Origin of the sequence: Ruegeria sp. HKCCD4884 (assembly GCF_013110855.1) — a bacterium.
In the GTDB taxonomy this organism is placed as follows: Bacteria; Pseudomonadota; Alphaproteobacteria; order Rhodobacterales; family Rhodobacteraceae; genus Ruegeria.
In genome coordinates this window covers 114,646-132,727 of sequence record NZ_WVRJ01000007.1, presented here as the reverse complement: position 1 = coordinate 132,727, position 18,082 = coordinate 114,646, and the positions used below count along the sequence as shown (strand labels likewise).

At 57.9% G+C, this 18,082-nt stretch carries 16 protein-coding genes and 2 tRNA genes; 7 read left to right on the top strand and 11 right to left on the bottom strand.

Annotated features, from left to right (window positions below; all coding sequences use genetic code 11):
- Positions 1-3: 3 nt before the first annotated feature.
- The 5 genes from GS636_RS12295 to GS636_RS12275 all read right to left on the bottom strand — a co-directional run bounded on the left by GS636_RS12295 (position 4) and on the right by GS636_RS12275 (position 5,607).
- Positions 4-801 carry a carbohydrate ABC transporter permease gene (locus GS636_RS12295; protein WP_008759087.1) on the bottom strand — a complete coding sequence of 266 codons (798 nt, stop codon included), beginning with the start codon at positions 799-801 and terminating at the stop codon, positions 4-6.
- Complete coding sequence (locus GS636_RS12290; protein WP_171089183.1) at positions 798-1,661, bottom strand: carbohydrate ABC transporter permease; 864 nt, start codon at positions 1,659-1,661, stop codon at positions 798-800. The genes GS636_RS12295 and GS636_RS12290 overlap by 4 nt, the downstream gene beginning before the upstream one ends.
- Positions 1,658-2,734, bottom strand: coding sequence for an ABC transporter ATP-binding protein (locus GS636_RS12285; protein ID WP_171089185.1), 1,077 nt, complete (start codon positions 2,732-2,734; stop codon positions 1,658-1,660). Before GS636_RS12285 ends, GS636_RS12290 begins: the two co-directional genes overlap by 4 nt.
- Before the next feature lies 1 nt (position 2,735).
- Entirely contained in the window at positions 2,736-3,785 is a 1,050-nt protein-coding gene (locus tag GS636_RS12280; protein ID WP_171089187.1) for an ABC transporter ATP-binding protein, read from the bottom strand.
- Between the two features lie 82 nt (positions 3,786-3,867).
- On the bottom strand, positions 3,868-5,607 hold the full coding sequence (locus tag GS636_RS12275; protein ID WP_171089189.1) for an ABC transporter substrate-binding protein: 1,740 nt from the start codon (positions 5,605-5,607) through the stop codon (positions 3,868-3,870).
- Between the two features lie 243 nt (positions 5,608-5,850).
- Between GS636_RS12275 and GS636_RS12270 the strand changes: the two genes are divergently transcribed.
- The 7 genes from GS636_RS12270 to GS636_RS12240 are packed head-to-tail and all read left to right on the top strand — an operon-like array spanning position 5,851 to position 13,237.
- The gene (locus tag GS636_RS12270) at positions 5,851-7,212 is read left to right on the top strand and encodes a V-type ATP synthase subunit B (protein ID WP_171669656.1); all 1,362 of its coding nucleotides are present in this window, start codon (positions 5,851-5,853) and stop codon (positions 7,210-7,212) included.
- Complete coding sequence (locus GS636_RS12265) at positions 7,190-7,795, top strand: V-type ATP synthase subunit D (protein ID WP_171182583.1); 606 nt, start codon at positions 7,190-7,192, stop codon at positions 7,793-7,795. The genes GS636_RS12270 and GS636_RS12265 overlap by 23 nt, the downstream gene beginning before the upstream one ends.
- Positions 7,792-9,588 (top strand): V-type ATP synthase subunit I, encoded by a 1,797-nt coding sequence (locus GS636_RS12260; RefSeq protein ID WP_171669655.1) that lies wholly within the window; start codon positions 7,792-7,794, stop codon positions 9,586-9,588. Before GS636_RS12265 ends, GS636_RS12260 begins: the two co-directional genes overlap by 4 nt.
- Entirely contained in the window at positions 9,585-10,028 is a 444-nt protein-coding gene (locus tag GS636_RS12255) for an ATP synthase subunit C (protein WP_171089197.1), read from the top strand. Before GS636_RS12260 ends, GS636_RS12255 begins: the two co-directional genes overlap by 4 nt.
- The gene (locus tag GS636_RS12250) at positions 10,028-10,705 is read left to right on the top strand and encodes a hypothetical protein (protein ID WP_171669654.1); all 678 of its coding nucleotides are present in this window, start codon (positions 10,028-10,030) and stop codon (positions 10,703-10,705) included. Before GS636_RS12255 ends, GS636_RS12250 begins: the two co-directional genes overlap by 1 nt.
- Before the next feature lies 1 nt (position 10,706).
- Entirely contained in the window at positions 10,707-11,399 is a 693-nt protein-coding gene (locus tag GS636_RS12245) for a hypothetical protein (protein WP_171669653.1), read from the top strand.
- Positions 11,396-13,237, top strand: a complete 1,842-nt coding sequence (locus GS636_RS12240; protein WP_171669652.1) for a V-type ATP synthase subunit A — start codon at positions 11,396-11,398, stop codon at positions 13,235-13,237. The genes GS636_RS12245 and GS636_RS12240 overlap by 4 nt, the downstream gene beginning before the upstream one ends.
- 9 nt (positions 13,238-13,246) lie before the next feature.
- Here GS636_RS12240 and GS636_RS12235 read toward each other — a convergent pair.
- The 6 genes from GS636_RS12235 to GS636_RS12210 all read right to left on the bottom strand — a co-directional run bounded on the left by GS636_RS12235 (position 13,247) and on the right by GS636_RS12210 (position 18,066).
- Positions 13,247-13,321, bottom strand: a tRNA-Glu gene (locus tag GS636_RS12235).
- 24 nt (positions 13,322-13,345) lie between these two features.
- Positions 13,346-13,420 (bottom strand) — tRNA-Glu (locus GS636_RS12230).
- A gap of 98 nt (positions 13,421-13,518) precedes the next feature.
- Complete coding sequence (gene recJ / locus GS636_RS12225) at positions 13,519-15,261, bottom strand: single-stranded-DNA-specific exonuclease RecJ (RefSeq protein WP_171669651.1); 1,743 nt, start codon at positions 15,259-15,261, stop codon at positions 13,519-13,521.
- Between the two features lie 93 nt (positions 15,262-15,354).
- Positions 15,355-16,338 carry a class II fructose-bisphosphatase gene (gene glpX, locus GS636_RS12220; RefSeq protein ID WP_171089207.1) on the bottom strand — a complete coding sequence of 328 codons (984 nt, stop codon included), beginning with the start codon at positions 16,336-16,338 and terminating at the stop codon, positions 15,355-15,357.
- Between the two features lie 69 nt (positions 16,339-16,407).
- Complete coding sequence (locus GS636_RS12215) at positions 16,408-17,694, bottom strand: homoserine dehydrogenase (protein ID WP_171182594.1); 1,287 nt, start codon at positions 17,692-17,694, stop codon at positions 16,408-16,410.
- A 123-nt stretch (positions 17,695-17,817) separates the two neighbouring features.
- Positions 17,818-18,066, bottom strand: coding sequence for a hypothetical protein (locus tag GS636_RS12210; RefSeq protein ID WP_171669650.1), 249 nt, complete (start codon positions 18,064-18,066; stop codon positions 17,818-17,820).
- Between the last annotated feature and the right edge of the window lie 16 nt (positions 18,067-18,082).

The window sequence follows — 18,082 nt, the reverse complement described above, 5'->3', positions numbered from 1 at the left end:
ACCTCACACTCGGCCCATCGCGAAACCGCGCGCGATGTAGTTGCGGACAAACCAGATGACGATGGCACCGGGGATGATGGTCAGCGTCCCGGCGGCGGCCAGCAGTCCCAGCTCATACCCCGCGCTTGAGGCGGTGCGGGTCATCACAGCGGCGATGGGTTTGGCTTCGACTGCAGTCAGGGTTTTGGCCAACAGCATTTCCACCCATGAAAACATGAAGCAGAAGAAGGCTGCGACGCCGACGCCCGCTTTGATGTTGGGCAGGAAGATCGTCACGAAAAAGCGCGGGAAGGAATAGCCGTCGACATAGGCTGTTTCGTCCAGTTCTTTCGGGATGCCTCGCATGAAGCCTTCCAAAATCCAGACCGCCAATGGCACGTTGAACAATGTGTGCGCCAGCGCCACTGCCAGATGCGTGTCGAACAACCCGATGGAGGAATAAAGTTGGAAGAACGGCAACGCGAACACCGCAGCTGGTGCCATCCTGTTTGTCAGCAGCCAGAAGAACAATTGCTTGTCCCCCAGGAACCGATAGCGCGAGAACGCATAGGCCGCAGGTAGTGCCACACAGACCGACAGCACCGTGTTAATCGTCACATAGATGATCGAGTTGATATAGCCCCAATACCACGTCGGATCGGTGAAGATGGTGATGTAGTTCTCCAGTGTAAAGGTCTGGGGAAACAGGGAAAAGCCCGACAAGATCTCGTTCGTCGTTTTGAAGGACATGGCCACCAGCCAATAAATCGGCAGCATTAGGAACGCGATATAGAGGATCGGGATAAGGGACCGCTTTTTCATTCCGCGTCATCCTTTGTCATCAGTGTGTAGAAGACCCAAGAAACCAGCAGCGTGATGGCGAAATAGATCAGGCTCATCGCGGCTGCAGGGCCAAGGTCGAACTGTCCCAGCGCGATCTTAACTAGGTCGATCGACAGCAAGGTGGTTGAGTTGCCGGGGCCGCCGCCGGTCAGGACGAAGGGCTCGGTGTAGATGTTGAAACTGTCCATAAAGCGCAGCAGAACGGCGATGGTCAGGACGGTCTTCATCTTGGGCAATTGAATATAGCGAAACACCGACCATGGGCTGGCACCGTCGATCTTGGCTGCCTGATAATAAGCATCCGGGATCGACACGAGGCCCGCGTAGCACAGCAGCACAACCAGTGATGTCCAGTGCCAGACATCCATGACAATCACAGTGATCCAGGCCGAGATCGGCTGTTGCGTCATGTCATAGTTGATGCCCAAAACATCATTCAAGAAGTATCCCAGCAGGCCGATCTTGGGCAGGGTAAAGATGTTCCACATCGAGCCGACCACGTTCCATGGGATCAACATGGGCAGTGCCATCAGGACCAGACAGACCGGCACCCAAAAGCCTTTTCGTGGCATTGACAGGGCCACGATGATGCCCAGAGGGACCTCAATGATCAGGATCAGGAAGGTGAACAGGAATTGCCGACCGAGGGCGGCCTGGAACCGGTCCGAGCGCAGAATTTGTTCGAACCAGCCCAATCCTTCCCAGAAGAATTGGTTGTTGCCGAAGGTTTCCTGCACCGAGTAGTTGACCACTGTCATCATCGGCACCAGCGCGTTGAACGCGACCAGCGCCAGCACTGGCAGGACAAAGAACCAGGCCTTTTGGTTTTCCGTTCTCATTGCGCCCGCTCCTGAGTTGCGATCCAGCCGTCACGGTAGACGCGGGATTGTTCTGGTTTGAATTGCAGGAAGACATGCGAGCCTGGGTTGGGCGCGTTGTGTTCCGCCACCGCCTTTACCGGCGTGTCTCCGACCATGGCGCTAACCACATAGTGACGACCGATGTCCGCAACTTTGGTCACATGCGCGGGGACGCCTGTTTCGCCAAAGCTTATGTATTCCGGGCGAATACCCAGATCGGTGCGGCCACCTTCGCCTAGGGTTGGACCTTCCAGCATGACCTCGTGTCCTTCGAAGACCGCGCGGTCACCCTTGGCCTCGCAGGGCAGAACATTCATGCCCGGTGAGCCGATGAAATGGCCGACGAATGTGTGTTGGGGCCGCTCGAACAGCTCGACCGGGGTGCCAATCTGCACGACCTCGCCCTCTTGCATGACGACCACTTCGTCGGCGAAGGTCAACGCTTCGGTCTGGTCGTGGGTCACGTAAATCATGGTGGCTTTTACGCGCTGGTGCAGCTCTTTCAGCTTGGACCGCAGTTTCCATTTCAGATGCGGGTCAATCACTGTCAGCGGTTCGTCGAACATGACCGCATTCACGTCATCACGGACCAGACCGCGCCCCATCGAGATCTTCTGCTTGTTGTCCGGGCTGAGGCCGCTGGCGCGGGTGTTCAGCATGTCTGTGACATCCAGCATCTCGGCGATCTCATCGACGCGACGCTTGATCGTCGCTGCATCGACGCCCCGGTTCTTGAGTGGGAACGCCAGGTTTTCGCCCACGGTCATCGTGTCGTAGATCACCGGGAACTGGAACACCTGTGCGATGTTGCGCTGATCGGGGGGCAGCGCCGTCACGTCCCGGTCATCAAATAGGATCCGACCTTCCGAGGGGGTAAGAAGGCCGGATATGATGTTCAGCAGCGTTGACTTGCCGCAGCCCGACGGCCCGAGCAGAGCGTATGCCCCACCATCGCGCCAGGTCACATCAATTTCTTTCAGCGCATAGTCCTCGGGGCCTTTCGGCGCGGGCATGTAGCTGTGTCGTAGGTTTGAAAGCTTGATCTGTGCCATGTCAGGCCACCCTTTTGCCGTCTTGGCTGAAATACCGGCAATGTGCCGGGTTCATGTAGAAACTGTGATCCTCGCCGACCTGATACGGGTGCACGCCAGCAGCCAGCGACACCCAGTCATCCGATCCGTGCCGAAAATGCGCGCTGGAGTCAGAGCCGGACAGTTCTGTCACGATCACTCGGCCTGTCAGTTCCACATCTGCATCAGATGTCCGATATGGAGTCACCCTGTGCGGGCGCACGGCGACCATGTAATCCCCATCAGCCATATCTGAGACGGCCCATCCGCCGCCTCCGGCCAACTGCGCCTGAGCACCGGCTACGGTGATCCGTGCGACATTGATTGGCGGATCCGAGAAAACGCGCGCCGCGGCGATGTTTTCGGGGTTGCGGTAAATGTCTGCGGTTGGACCGAATTGAGTCACGCGGCCATCTTCCATCAAGGCAGTGTATCCGCCCAGCAAAAGGGCCTCTTCGGGTTCCGAGGTGGCGTAAACCACCACTGCGCCGCGTCCTGCGAACAGGTCGGGCAGTTGTTCGCGCAGTTCTTCGCGCAGCTTGTAGTCAAGGTTGGCCAGCGGCTCATCCAGGAACACGGCGCGGCTTTCTTTCGCGATGGCCCGAGCCAGCGCGGTGCGTTGTTGTTGCCCACCCGAAAGCTCATGCGGGCGACGGTGTAGCATGGGGCGCAGTTGCAGCAGGTCAGCGGCCTCTTCCACGCGCCCTTCGATCTCGGATTTCGCCATGCCAGCCACGCGCAGGGGCGAGGCGATGTTGTCGAAAACAGTCATATGCGGGTAGTTCACGAAGAATTGGTGCACCAGGCTGATCTGCCGCTTTTGCGTGTTCAGCCGGGTCACGTCTTGCCCATCCATAAAGACCTTGCCCGAGGCGATCGGGTCCAGCCCGGCCATCATCTTGATCAGAGAGGTCTTGCCCGATCCCGTCGCGCCGAGCAGCACGTTGAAGTGGCCGGTCTGCAGCGTCAGGTTCGTAGGTTTGATATGGATGACATTGCCAACCCGTTTGGTGGCGTCTTGAAGTTCGATCATGTCCGTGAGTTCCGGTCCTTCAGTGCATTGCACTGGCATTGGGGTGGGGATGCCTGACGCGGCACCCCCGGTTGCTTTTGGCTTACTGAGACTGCCAGCGCTGAACCAGTTCGTCATAGTTGACGGTCTGGCCTTGCGGCTTTTCGTTCTCAAGCTTGGCCTTGGGCGAACCTGCTTTTTCCAACCAGAAGGACGGATCCTGCGGCTCGTTCAGGCGCGGACCACAGCCGCCATAGACACCGGCGCTTTCATCCGCGGCCTGCATACGGGCCATGGTGATGTCCATTTCCTCGGCCAGACGGTCCATCGCCTCTTGCGGGGTGAACGCACCCGAGTTCACGTCACCGATCTGCTGCCACCAGATCTGGGCCAGCTTCGGATAGTCCGGAACGTTGATGCCGGTCGGCGACCACGCCACACGGTCAGGCGAGCGGTAGAACTCGACCAGACCACCCAGCTTGGGTGCGCGCTCGGTGAACGACTCGTGATTGACCGAGCTGTCGCGGATGAAGGTCAGACCCACATGGGACTTCTTCACGTCAACAGTCTTGGACGTCACGAACTGAGCATAGAGCCACGCGGCCTGAGCTCGATCCTCAGGGGTCGATTTCAGGAAGGTCCACGAACCCACGTCTTGGTAACCAACCTTCTGGCCTTCTTCCCAATAGGGGCCGTGCGGGCTGGGTGCCATCCGCCACAGCGGCGTGCCTTCGTCATCCACGGTGTTGTTGCCTTCGGACTTCGGCTTCACCATGTCGGCCGTAAAGGCGGTGTACCAGAATATCTGCTGAGCCACGTTGCCTTGGCTGAGTGCCGGTAGCGACTGATAGAAGTCATAAGACGCCGCACCCGGAGGCGCATAGGCCCGCAGCCACTCATCCCATTTGCGGATCGCGTAGACCGCAGCCGGACCGTTCGCCGCTCCACCGCGTGACACGGACGCACCAACAGGGTTACAGGTTCCCGCTTCCATGCGGATGCCCCATTCGTCGACGGGAACACCGTTCGGTTCGCCTACGTCGCCGGCACCGGCCATCGACAGCCAGGCGTCGGTCATACGCCAGCCAAGGTCAGGCGCACGTTTGCCATAGTCCATGTGGCCATAGATCGTCACGCCGTCGACTTCTTTCACGTCATTGGTGAAGAATTCAGCAATGTCCTCATAGGCCGACCAGTTGACCGGAACACCCAGGTCATAGCCATACTTTTCCTTGAACGCAGCCTTGTTGGCCTCATCATCGAACCAGTCCTTACGGAACCAGTACAGGTTCGCAAACTGCTGGTCGGGCAGCTGATACAGCTTGCCGTCCGGGCCGGTCGTGAACTGAATGCCCATGAAGTCATCCAGATCCAAAGTCGGCGATGTTGTCGCCGCCCAGTCACCACCCATCATGTCGGTCAGCGGATAGGCGAGTTGCAGGCGTGAGTGGGTACCGATCAGGTCACTGTCGTTGACATAGCCGTCATACAGGTTCCGGCCCGTTTGCATCTGGGTCTGAACAGCCTGAACCACTTCACCTTCACCGAGGATTTGGTGGTTTACCTTGATGCCGGTGATTTCCTCGAACGCCTTGGTCAGAACCTCGGACTCATAGGAATGGGTCGGGATGCCCTCGGACAGGACGTTGATTTCCATGCCAGCATAAGGTTGTGCAGCTTCGATGAACCACTGCATCTCGGCCATCTGTTCGTCTTTCGACAGGGTTGATGGCTGGAATTCGTCGTCGATCCAACGTTGTGCTGCGGCTTCGTCGGCCCAAGCAGAACCGTGCCCCGCAATGACGGCAGCCGCCGCCACTGCGGAAAGTAGATGTCTCCGCATCTGTCTCCTCCCAAAGATTATGGTTTCCGGCGGTAACCGGATGCCAGACAGCATCAGCGATTTGTCGCGCATGTGTCAAACTAAATTTTTAGTAATTGACGCTCGGGCATCCGAGGGCGGGTGAAATCGAACTCATTTGCCAAATTGTGAATTCGTTGTAAGCTAGGGTTGTTATTATAAAAAATGCCGGTGAACGACGCGGCGCGGTTTGCAAAAAACAACTTGAACCAGCGAGGATGTGTAATGTCCCGAAGCCTGTTGAAGTACACGCGAGTTCTGGAAATTGTGGGGGACACGATCAAAGTTCGGGTGCCGGTTGAGGGCGATGGAAACCCTGCGGTTCGGTTCAACGACCTTGCAGTGATCGAGACCGTAGACGGCCGTAAAACATTGGCACAGGCGATCTTCATCGACCGGGATGTTGTGACGCTTCAGGTGTTTTCCGGGACCAAAGGAATCTCGACCGAGGCGACGGCGACCTTTCTGGGCCATCCGATGCAAACGCCGTATTCGGCCAACATTCTGGGGCGGGTTTTTGATGGCGCAGGTGTGCCGATTGACGGTGGACCAGACTTGTCTTCTGAACCCCGAATCGACATTGGCGGACCTACCGTGAACCCGGCGGAACGGGCTGTGCCAAACAAGATGATCCGCACTGATGTACCGATGATCGATGTGTTCAACACGCTGGTCGAAAGCCAGAAAATCCCGATCTTTTCGGTCTCGGGCGAACCCTTCAACGCCTTCCTCAGCCGAATCGGTATCCAGGCGGATGCGGATATTGTCGTCTTCGGAGGTCTGGGTTTGATCTTTGATGATTACCACACCTTCCGCACGTCGTTCGAGGATGCGGGCGTGTTCTCGCGCACTGTGATGTTCGTCAATCAGGCGATGGATCCTCTGGTCGAGCGGTTGTTGGTCCCTGACATGGCCTTGGCGGTGGCCGAGAAATTCGCGGTAGAGGAGGGCAAGCGCGTGCTTGTTCTGCTGACCGACATGACAGCTTATGCCGATGCAATGAAAGAAGTGGGGATAAGTCAGGAACGCGTGCCCTCGCAGCGTGGTTATATGGGTGATCTCTATTCGCAGCTGGCACGCAGGTACGAGAAAGCCTGCGATTATGCCAAGGGTGGATCGGTCACGGTGCTAACCGTGACCACCATGCCCGGCAACGACGTGACCCATCCAGTGCCGGACAACACCGGCTACATTACCGAAGGCCAGTTCTATCTCCACTCTGGGGTGATTGATCCGTTCGGCAGCCTGTCGCGCCTAAAGCAGAATGTAATCGGCAAGACCACGCGCGAAGATCACGGGCAGATCATGAATACGATGATCCGATTCTATTCCGAAAGTCGCGATGCCGCGCAAAAACAGGCGATGGCGTTTGATTTGTCTGACTACGACTATCAGTTGCTGAAGTTTGGCGCCCTGTTCCGGTCGCGGTTCATGGACATTAACGTCTCGATCCCACTTGAAGACGCGTTGGATCTTGGCTGGAAAACGCTGGCCGAGTGCTTTGCGCCGGAACAGTTGCTGATGAAGCAGGCCTTGATCGACAAGTATTTCCCAAAGGATGCCAATGGCGCGGTTGCAGCTGAATAAATCGTCACTGGCGCGCCAGCAGACGCAGCTGAAAAGCTATGAGCGGTTCCTGCCGTCGCTGGACCTGAAGCGTCAGCAGTTGATGGCCGAACGGGTGAAGGCGCGCGAGGACGTCAAACGCCTTGAGCATGAGGTTAAGGCCCTAGCGCAGCAGGTGGGCGAAAAGCTTCCTATGTTGGCCCAGCAGGGTATCGATCTGGACGGGTTGGTTGAGCTTAAGGATTACAAGGTCAAAGAGGTCAACGTGGTTGGCGTCAAGATGCCTGACCTTGACCGGATCGAAGTTGTTGTGCGTCCTTATTCGGTACTGGCCAAACCTCATTGGGTTGATGCCGCCGCGCAGTTGTTGCACGACATGATCGAAGCGCGCCTGCGGGTTAAAATCGCTGAGGAGCGCGTGCGTATTTTCGACAAGGCCGTGGCCACGATTACCCAGCGGGTCAACTTGTTCGAAAAAGTTCTGATCCCCCGTGCCAAGGCCAATATCAAGAAGATCCGCATCTATCTGAGTGACGAACAGATGCAGGCGGTCGTGCGGTCAAAAATCTCCAAACGCAAACACGCGCGAGAGGTTTTGACATGAGCGTCGCGCGATTGAAGAAGATGTCTCTGGTCGGGCCTGCAGCGCACAAGGCGGATACGCTTGAGGCGCTGCAAGACCTAGGCTGTATGCATGTTCTGCCGCTTGTTCCGCCACCAAACGAACCTGAAAAGATCAGCGAGCGTGGTGCAAGAGAAGCATATAAGGCGTTGCGTTTCCTCGCAGAAGTTCCCGAGCCACGGCGCCAGATTCAGCGAGACCCCGATTTTGACATGGACCGTTTTGTGCATGAGGTGACTGACCTCATACAGCGCACACGGGATACGATGGACCGGCGGGACTTTCTGGCGCATCGTATCGCCCAAGTGCGTCCGTGGGGTGATCTGGACTTCCCGCCAACGGATGTGTTGGCAGGCAATCGGCTGTGGTTCTATCAATTGCCACTGAAACACCGTGAAACTCTGTCTGGCGTCAAACTGCCATGGGCGATTTTGGAAGAAGATCACCGGTTTCTTTATGCGGTTCTAATCTCACCCGACGAACCCGAGGATGACATTCTTCCGATCCCGCGTACGCATGTGGGTTCGTTACCCATTCACGAGCTTGAGGCGCAACTGGAGGAGGCCGAAATCGCGCTTGAAGCGCTTGAGGCTGAGCGCGTGGCGCAAACCCGCTACCTGACCTTGATGCGCCGGAACCTGTCCGTTGCAGAAAGCGCCGCCGAACTGGCCCATGCTACGCAAAAGGTGCGCGACGATGAGGCGATGTTTGCTGTGCAGGGGTGGGTCCCCGAAGATCGGGTGGATGCTGTATTGGAATTGGCGAAAGCAAAAGATGCGGCAGTTCTGATCGAAGAACCGGGGCCGGAAGATAACCCGCCCACGTTGTTAGAACAGCCAGAAAAACGCAATGCTGCGGTGGACTTGGCGCTGTTTTATCAAGTGCCTGGCTATAAGGACTGGGACCCCAGCGTGATCGTCGCAGCCTCGTTCGCGTTCTTCTTCGCGATGATCGTGGCAGATGCGGGATACGGCGCCGTAATCCTGCTGGGTCTTTTGCTGTTCTGGAAGCGAATGGGCGGGACTGCGGGTCAACGGTCTTGGCGGCTTTACGGGCTGATCATTTCGGGGGCGACGATCCTGTATGGTATTTTGGTTGGCAGCTATTTTGGCGTGGCTCCGCCCGAGGGGTCGGTCATTGCCAAGCTCAAGGTACTGGATTTGAACAATTTCGGGGCCATGATGATGGTGTCGATTGTGGTTGGCGTCTTGCATCTGGTTCTTGCCAACGCACTTGCGGCCCGCGCGGCATGGGGGCAACGCAAGGCGATTGCCAATCTGGGTTGGATTGCTGCCTTGATCGGCGGGTTTGTATTGTGGCTCAGTTATATGAGCGGCAAATCACCTGTGCCGGGGTCGGCGATCCTGATCCTTGGCGTTGTGGCCATTGTCTTGTTTTCCAGCGAGCGGATCATCCAAAAGCCGACAGACTGGATCTGGCGTCTGATTGAGGGCGTGCAAAGCCTTGCCGGAGCAATGGGCGCTTTTGGCGACGTGCTCAGCTATATGCGCCTGTTCGCGCTGGGACTTGCTTCGGCATCGCTGGCCATCACGTTCAACGATCTGGCCGTTTCCGTCATGCAGGCGCTGAAGGGGCCGGGCATTCTGTTTGGGTTGCTGATCCTGATCATTGGTCACGTTTTGAATTTCGCCCTCGCTATGATGAGCGGCGTCGTCCACGGCTTACGTCTCAATTACATCGAATTCTTTAAATGGGGTCTGCCGGATGAAGGCATCGTCTTTCGTCCGTTTGCCCGCAAGGAGGTTCAGGAATGAATGAGCTTGTTCTTACACTGGGTTGGCTGGGCATCTACGCGCCTATGGCGTTGGGGGCTGCGGCAAGCGCCATTGGCTGTTCGATTGCGGGGATGGCCAGTATCGGAGCCATGACAGAAACCGAAGGCGGCTATGGTCGTTTCGTCGGCGTTTCGGCCTTTCCGTCCACGATGGTGATCTATGGGATTGTCATCATGTTCACCCTGAACCGCGCTGTGACGCCGGAAAACGCAGGGGGGCTGTTCGGCATTGGCATCCTGTCCGGCATTGCACTGATGTATTGCGGTATCTGGCAAGGTCGGGCCTGTGCAGCGGCAATCAACGCCACCAAGGAAAAGCCCGAAATTTTTGGCCTCGCGCTCGCACCGGCTGCGATCATCGAAGGCTTTGGTGTTTTTGCCTTTGTATTCGCCTTGGTCATTAGCGCGGGGATCAGCTGATGGCACAGACCGGAGCAATTTCATATGGCGTTGATGCCCTGATCGACAAGCTGCGCAACGATGGGGTTGCCGCAGGTCAGGCCGAAGCCGAAAAGCTGCGCGAAGACGCCAAGGCCGAGGCCGCGCGCATTCTGTCAGATGCCAAACACGAAGCCGATGAGTACAAAAAGAAAGCCCGCACAGAATCCGACAATTACCGTGCAGCGGGTGAGGAGGCGTTGAACACCGCGATGCGGGATGCCGTGTTGACCATGAAGGCCGGTTTGACAGATCGCTTCAAAGAAGACGTTGAACGCCTTGTGACCAAAGAGATGTCCGATCCTGAGCTTCTTAGGCAAATGATCCTTGAGGTTGTGGGTCGGGCCAGTGAGGGGGTCAATCTTCACGGTAAGGTTCAGGTCATTTTGCCTGCCAAAGTCGCCACGCAGGAAGACATCAAGCAAAACGCGGATGACATTCAGTCTGGTAAGTTGACGAAGTATGTTCTTGGACTGACGGCGAAGATGCTGCGCGAGAATGTTGAACTACACACAACCGATGACAATCAGGAAGGTATCCGCGTGCGGGCGGAAGATCAGGGCGTGGTTCTGGACCTGACCGACAAGGCGGTGGCTTCGTTGTTGATGGAACATCTGCAACCCCGGTTTCGTGCCGTGTTGGAAGGGGTCATCCGCTGAGATGTCAAAACAGGACGCCTATATTGCGTTGATGTGCAGTCTTCCGGGGTCGGAGCGCTTGTTTGTTGCCAAACAGCCTCCGCTTTCGCGTATCAGGCTCGAGCGTCGGTTGACGGCTCTGACAGCGGATGATGCCAAGGTTTTGAATGTTCTTGAGCACACGCTGAGTTGGAGCGCCTATGACATGGATGTCACAGACTTTCAGGCGATCCAGCGCTGTAAACAGGCGTTGAAGGACATACCACAGCCCACCTTGCGCAAACTCTTCATGGAACGCATGGAACTCCGCTCGGTTGTTGCAGCACTGCGCCTGAGAAAACGCGGAGAACCCGCGCCTACAGGTTCATTCGGTGTCGGGCGATGGAGCCGCCACATTCCAACCCATTGGACCGATCCTACATTTGGGTTGGATACGCCCACGCCGTGGCTGAAAGAGGCGCACCAATTGCTCGAAGACGAAGATCCGCTTGGGCTGGAACGTCTGCTTTTATCGATCAGCCAAAAGCAACTCAAACGACACGCAGCCCGCCACATGTTCGATTTTGAGGCGGTCGCAATCTACGTCCTAATCTGGAATATTTTTGACCGCTGGGCGCAAAGCAGCGCCACCGAAGCGGCCAAGCGATTTGAGAAACTGGCGCAGCAGGCCATGGCCGATGTCGCCGATATTGATTTTGAGGGAGCAAGCGCATGACAGCCCCAACCTCAGCTAAGCAAACCTCGACCGCACGGGTCGTCTCGGTTCAGGAAGGGCTTGTGCAAATACAAGCCAACCCTGACGCGACCGGTCAGCCCGGCCAATTGGTCAAAAACGAAGTGGTGTTCATCCTGCCATCGCGCCCCGGTCCCGGTGGGCGTCAGGAACGTCTGAAAGCCGAGGTGTTGCGTGTACGTGGAGATACCGCAGACGTACAGGTCTATGAAAGTACCGACGGTGTGGCCGTTGGCGATCCGGTTGAGCAATCGGGTCAGTTGCTGTCGGTTGAGCTGGGGCCGGGACTATTGGGGCAGGTGTTTGACGGGTTGCAATCGCCTCTGCCCAAATTGGCCGCCGAATTTGGCACCTTCCTGCCGCGCGGTGCAGATGTGGCGCCCTTGGATGAGCTGGCGAAATGGTCCTTCACGCCTTCGGTCAAGGTTGGCGACACAGTAACCGCCGGGGATAGTATCGGGACAGTGCCCGAAGGCCACTTCAGCCACAAGATCATGCTGCCGTTCAATTGGTCCGGCACGTACAAGGTGGTCTGGGTACAAAAGGGCGCGGCCACGATCCATGACATTGTGGCCCGTCTGGAAGACGAGAACGGTGGTGAGCATACTCTGACCCTATCGCAGAAATGGCCGGTTCGACGGCCATTGCCGGAAAACATCCTGAAACGCACTTTGTCCGAGCGCTTGTATCCGACCGAGCCTGTTCTGACTTCGCAACGTCTGATCGACACCTTCTTCCCGATTGCCCGCGGTGGAACCGCTTGCATTCCCGGACCGTTCGGGGCGGGCAAGACCGTATTGCAGAACCTAATCGCGCGAAACGCAAAGGTCGATATCGTGATCGTTGTGGCCTGCGGTGAACGGGCAGGGGAGGTGGTGGAAACCATCGAAGAGTTCCCGAAGATGACCGATCCAACCACGGGCGGCAGCCTGATGGATCGGACAATAATCATCTGTAACACTTCATCCATGCCGGTTGCAGCGCGCGAGGCATCTATCTTCACCGGAATTACCTTGGGCGAATACTACCGCCAGATGGGCTATGACGTATTGCTGATCGCCGACAGCACCAGCCGCTGGGCGCAAGCCATGCGGGAAACATCAGGCAAGCTTGAGGAAATACCCGGCGAGGAGGGGTTCCCCGCCTACCTGGAAAGCTCAATCAAAGGGTTGTACGAACGCGCAGGGGCCCTGAAAACCAATGACGGTGATCTGGGCAGCCTGACGCTGATCGGAACGGTTTCACCTGCGGGCGGCAACTTTGACGAGCCGGTAACCCAATCCACCCTGTCGACGGTCAAGTGCTTCCTCGGTCTGTCGTCCGAGCGTGCCTATAAACGCTTTTATCCGGCGGTTGATCCGATGCTCAGTTGGTCTCGATACACCGACCAGTTGTCGGATTGGTACGACAAGAACGCCGAACCGGGCTGGACGGATAAAGTGCGCGACCTGATCGCTCTGATCGAAAGGGGCGAACAGGTTGACCAGATGATGCAGGTCACGGGGGAAGAGGGTGTCACGATCGAAGACTTTGTCACCCAGCAAAAAGCGCTGTTTGTTGACATGGTCTATCTGCAGCAGGACGCCTTCGACAAGGTTGATGCGACCGTACCGCTGGAGCGGCAGAAAATGACGTTCAAGCTTGTCTATGATGTCACACAATCCACGGCGGCCTTCTCGGACAAAGCCGAAGTACGGCAGGTGTTCACGCAGCTGACCGGGCTGATGAAGAACTTCCATTATGCAGCGGAAAACACACCGGAATACAAATCGATCTGGACTCAGATCGAAGACCTGTGTCGCGAAAAGTTCGTAAGTTAGCGAAGGAAATGGCAGCCCGTAGGGGAATCGAACCCCTCTTTCCAGGTTGAAAACCTGGCGTCCTAACCGATAGACGAACGGGCCATTTGGTAGTGGCACAAGCACAAGTGGCAGCCCGTAGGGGAATCGAACCCCTCTTTCCAGGTTGAAAACCTGGCGTCCTAACCGATAGACGAACGGGCCACGCTGGCTTGTGGAGGGCCTTTTACGGTTTCACCGTGACCCCCGCAAGCGGAAAAATGCAGGGATGTGAAAGTTTTTTGGGCCTCTAGCGCAGAGCATCAATTGGCCTCTGCCGCATCCTCCAGCCGAAGTTGTACGGATTGTCGCCCACCCCATGTGTTCACCTCAAGCCGACCCGCAAAATGAAAGCGTGCACCGCCGTGATTTGACAATTTCTCGCCCATCGGGCCGTCAAAGGCACCAAAGGCAATTGCGTCCAGGCCACCACCCATTCCATCGGCCAGTGAAAGCTTCAGATGGGTTTCCCCCACTCGTTTGGCAAAGCGCACCTGCAGGTCTGGCAAAGCATAGCGTGGGGCAGGGGCGCTGGCCCCAAATGGCCCCGCCTGTTCAACCTGTTCTATCAGATCAACGGTTGCCGCACCGGGCATAAGCGCGCCGTCCAGCTTCAGATCGGCTGGGCCGCCCTGACCGGCACCCTGCTTGGCCAGCAACTCGCTCAAGCGCTCCATTGCGGGTTCAAGCTTGTCGCGCATCACGGTAAGACCCGCCGCCATCTTGTGACCGCCCCCTTTGACCAACAGCCCTTCGGCGGCAAGGCGCTGGATCGAGGCCCCCAGATCAACGCCCGAAACCGACCGGCCCGAGCCTTTGCCTTCGTCCCCATCAAAGCCAATCACGATGGCGGGGCGGTTGGCGGTTTCCTTCAGGCGAGAGGCTACGATCCCGACCACACCGGGGTGCCAGCCTTCGCCAGCCGCCCACACCAATGGCGCGTCTAGGCCGCGGTGTTCGGCCTGTTCCACAGCAGCGGCGCGCACCGCGTTTTCAATGTCCCTACGTTCGGTATTCAAGGCGTCCAGACGTTCGGACAAAGCTTGCGCTTCGTGCAGGGACTCCGTGCTTAGCAACCGCGCGCCCAGATCAGCCTGACCGATCCGCCCGCCTGCGTTCACGCGAGGACCAAGCAGAAACCCAAGATGATAGCTGTTCGGCGCGGTATCCATGCGCGAAACATCGGACAGGGCCACAAGGCCGGGGCGCTGTCGCTGCGCCATCACTTTCAACCCCTGCCGAACCAGAGCGCGATTGGCGTCGATCAGAGGTGCAACGTCAGCCACAGTGGCCAGCGCCACCAGATCCAGCATCGACATCAGATCCGGACCCTTTACGCCTGCTTGACGCAATTGGCGCCCGGCTTCGACCAGCATCAGAAACACAACGCCCGCAGCACACAGGTATCCCAGATCGCCGCTTTCGTCCTGACGGTTGGGGTTCACGACAGCGACGCAATCTGGCAGCGTCTCACCTCCAAGGTGATGATCCAGAACGATCACGTCTGCACCCTTGGCCGCTGCGATCGGATCATGGCTTAGCGTCCCGCAATCGACGCATATGATCAAGTCATGCGCCGCCGCCAGTTCCTGCATGGCGGGCACGTTGGGGCCGTATCCTTCATCGATCCGGTCAGGCACATATAGCGTCGCCTGCAATCCCATCTGGCGCAACCAGACCAGCAGCAACGCAGCGGAACTGCCGCCGTCGACATCATAATCTGCAAACACTGCGATCTTCTGGCGATGCCGAACGGCGTCCAGAAAGCGTGCCGCTGCAATCTCCATGTCTTTCATCGCGCGCGGGTCGGGCAACAATTCCTTGAGCTTGGGTTCCAGAAAGCCGCGTGCCTCCATCGCGGGCACGCCGCGTCGGGCCAGAACCTGGCACACCGCGCGTGGCAGATCTGCCTGTTGCGTCATCATCTCGGCAGCGCGCTCTACCTCGGCGCTGGGGCCAACCCAACGCCGCCCTGTCAATGACTGCTCTACCCCAAGAAAACTCATCTCTCGCCTCTTATGCGCCAAGGCCGGACCCTTGCGGACCCGGCCTTTTCATCTTTTCAAAAATACTCTCGCCGAAGGCAACGGCGCAAGCCGTTACGCCTTGTCGTGCGGCCAGGTGGGCGTGCGGTAAGACATGCGGCGCACGGACCCGGTTTTTGACCGCATAAGCAACGTTGTGGTTTCAACCCAGCCCGGCTCTCGCTTGATGCGTGGCAGCAGCGAACCGCCTGTGACACCGGTTGCTGCAAAAATCACATCTGCGGTCACCATCTCATCACGTGCATAAACGCGATCCAGATCAGTGATACCAGCCTTGGCGGCGCGGCCACGCTCGTCGTCGTTGCGGAACAACAGGCGACCAAAGATCTGACCGCCCATGCATTTCAGCGCGGCGGCAGCCAGAACGCCTTCGGGCGCACCACCCTGGCCCATGTACATGTCAATGCCGGTCACTTCGCTTTCGGCACAATGCATGACGCCAGCCACGTCACCATCGGTGATGAGGCGGATCGAGGCACCGGTTTCGCGTACTTCGGCGATCATGGCTTCATGGCGCGGACGCTCCAGAATGCAGACGGTGATGTCGGCCGGTTTACAGTCCTTGGCCTTTGCCAAAGCTTCGACCCGTTCACGCGGGGACATGTCCAGATTAACCACGCCTTCAGGTAGGCCCGGACCAACGGCCAGCTTGTCCATGTACACATCCGGCGCGTGCAGCATAGACCCACGCGGCCCCATGGCGATCACGGTCAGCGCGTTAGGCATGTCCTTTGCGGTCAGCGTAGTGCCTTCCAGTGGGTCCAGCGCGATGTCCACACCGGGGCCGTTTCCGGTGCCGACTTCTTCACCGATATACAGCATCGGCGCTTCGTCGCGTTCGCCTTCACCGATCACCACGACACCGGCAATGTCCAACAGGTTCAACTGCTCGCGCATGGCGTTTACGGCTGCCTGATCGGCGGCTTTCTCATCGCCGCGCCCCACCAGCGAGGCCGAGGCCAGTGCAGCCTGCTCCGCCACCCTTGCAAGCCCCAGAGACAGCAGGCGGTCGTTGAAATCGGTTTTGGCAGCACTCATTGTTCAGTATCCCTTGGTCAGTAAAGCCGTTTCTTCCGGCATAACGTGCGTTTCATGCAGGCCGCAAGATCAAACCTCTTCAATCCGCAACGCAACAGGCTCACCGGCCACTACGTCCGTGTTGCGGAAACCATCCAGCGCGACGTCCAGAGCGGCGCGGGTGGTTTTGTGGGTGACGATCAGCACGGGTGCGGTGCTTTCGGCATGGGCATACTGGCGCATCCGATCGATCGAAACGCCAGCGTCGCCCAAAATGGCGGCCACCTTGGCCAGAGCACCCGGTTTGTCCATCAGGCCCAGCCGCAAATAATATGGCGCAGGCAGACCTGTCACCGCCGGTTTGGCGGCCTCAAGAGATGTGGCAGGGCGGCCAAAGGTCGAGATCTGAAGACCGCGTGCCAGATCGCACACATCCCCCATAACGGCACTGGCCGTCGGGCCTTCACCCGCTCCGGGACCGCGCAACACGACCTGTTCGACCGAGTCGCCTTCGATCACCACCATATTGGTGCCACCCTCCAACTGACCCAGAGGCGAGTCGCTGGGTACGAGGCAAGGTTGCATACGTTGCTCAAGCCCGCGTGCGGTGCGCTGCGCCACGCCCAGCAGTTTGATGCGAAAGCCCATATCCTCGGCCTGATCGATATCGTCGAGGCTGATCTGCTGAATACCTTCAATCTCGATCCCGTCGAAATTCGGCTTGGTGCCAAAGGCGATCGAGGCCAGCAGCGCCAGTTTATGCGCCGCGTCGATGCCCCCCACGTCCAGATTGGGGTCAGCCTCAAGATAGCCCAGTTCGGCGCACTCATCGAACAGTGCATTATACCCCTGACGCTGCGATTGCATCCGGGTCAGGATGTAGTTGCAGGTGCCGTTCATCACGCCCATCACACGCGTAATCTCGTTTCCTGCCAGACCCTCGGTGAGGGATTTGATCACCGGGATGCCACCGGCAACTGCCGCCTCGAACCGGATGACACGACCTGTGGCCTCGGCCTGTTCCGCCAGTTCCTGACCGTGGATGGCCAGCAGTGCTTTGTTGGCCGTGACAACATCCTTGCCTGACGCCAAAGCCGCTTCAACCGAAGCTTTTGCAGGGCCGTTTTCGCCACCCATCAACTCGACATAAACATCGATATCGTCGCGCTTAGCCAGCGCGACCGGATCGGTTTCCCAAGCGTAATCCGACAGGTTTACACCGCGGTCTTTGTTTGGATCTCGTGCGGATACGGCCACGATCTCAATCGAACGGCCTGTGCGGGCTTTCAGCAGGTCGGCATGGCGTCGCACAATCTTGACAACACCGACGCCGACTGTTCCCAAGCCCGCAATTCCCAGCCGCAGTGCCTGTGTCATGTCGCGTGTCCCTTTCCGCCGGAATCTCACTGTATTCGGATGTTTGTCCGATCAGCGCTGCCTTAGCGGGTTCGGGCCAAGGGTGCAATCCGTCACCGGGTGATTGTGGGGGGATGCCGTGCTTTAGTTGGTTTGCGCATTTTGCAGCGCTTCCGCCTTTTGTGCCAAAGCCTCGCCACGTTGGGTCAGGTCTTCTTCGACCGCCGCAGCTTCGCTTACTGGATCAATAGGGGCACCAAGTGTTTCCTGTAGTGGTACAAGCTGCGGGTAGGGGGCCTTTTTAACTGAAGCAGGTTCGCTTCCTTCCAACTCAGGAAAATCCGCGCACCCGGCACAAAGAAGAACAAGAGGAAGTAAAGGCAGCAGTTTCATAGGGCACGCTTTTGGT

Bases quoted from the DNA above. Each gene is read 5' to 3' on its own strand.
- GS636_RS12255 (WP_171089197.1), top strand. From the start codon at position 9,585: ATGAATGAGCTTGTTCTTACACTGGGTTGGCTGGGCATCTACGCGCCT.
- GS636_RS12210 (WP_171669650.1), bottom strand. From the start codon at position 18,066: ATGAAACTGCTGCCTTTACTTCCTCTTGTTCTTCTTTGTGCCGGGTGC.
- GS636_RS12280 (WP_171089187.1), bottom strand. From the start codon at position 3,785: ATGATCGAACTTCAAGACGCCACCAAACGGGTTGGCAATGTCATCCAT.
- recJ (WP_171669651.1), bottom strand. From the start codon at position 15,261: ATGAGTTTTCTTGGGGTAGAGCAGTCATTGACAGGGCGGCGTTGGGTT.
- GS636_RS12270 (WP_171669656.1), top strand. From the start codon at position 5,851: ATGTCCCGAAGCCTGTTGAAGTACACGCGAGTTCTGGAAATTGTGGGG.
- glpX (WP_171089207.1), bottom strand. From the start codon at position 16,338: ATGAGTGCTGCCAAAACCGATTTCAACGACCGCCTGCTGTCTCTGGGG.
- GS636_RS12245 (WP_171669653.1), top strand. From the start codon at position 10,707: ATGTCAAAACAGGACGCCTATATTGCGTTGATGTGCAGTCTTCCGGGG.
- GS636_RS12275 (WP_171089189.1), bottom strand. From the start codon at position 5,607: ATGCGGAGACATCTACTTTCCGCAGTGGCGGCGGCTGCCGTCATTGCG.
- GS636_RS12265 (WP_171182583.1), top strand. From the start codon at position 7,190: ATGGCGCGGTTGCAGCTGAATAAATCGTCACTGGCGCGCCAGCAGACG.
- GS636_RS12260 (WP_171669655.1), top strand. From the start codon at position 7,792: ATGAGCGTCGCGCGATTGAAGAAGATGTCTCTGGTCGGGCCTGCAGCG.
- GS636_RS12215 (WP_171182594.1), bottom strand. From the start codon at position 17,694: ATGACACAGGCACTGCGGCTGGGAATTGCGGGCTTGGGAACAGTCGGC.
- GS636_RS12290 (WP_171089183.1), bottom strand. From the start codon at position 1,661: ATGAGAACGGAAAACCAAAAGGCCTGGTTCTTTGTCCTGCCAGTGCTG.
- GS636_RS12285 (WP_171089185.1), bottom strand. From the start codon at position 2,734: ATGGCACAGATCAAGCTTTCAAACCTACGACACAGCTACATGCCCGCG.
- GS636_RS12250 (WP_171669654.1), top strand. From the start codon at position 10,028: ATGGCACAGACCGGAGCAATTTCATATGGCGTTGATGCCCTGATCGAC.
- GS636_RS12240 (WP_171669652.1), top strand. From the start codon at position 11,396: ATGACAGCCCCAACCTCAGCTAAGCAAACCTCGACCGCACGGGTCGTC.
- GS636_RS12295 (WP_008759087.1), bottom strand. From the start codon at position 801: ATGAAAAAGCGGTCCCTTATCCCGATCCTCTATATCGCGTTCCTAATG.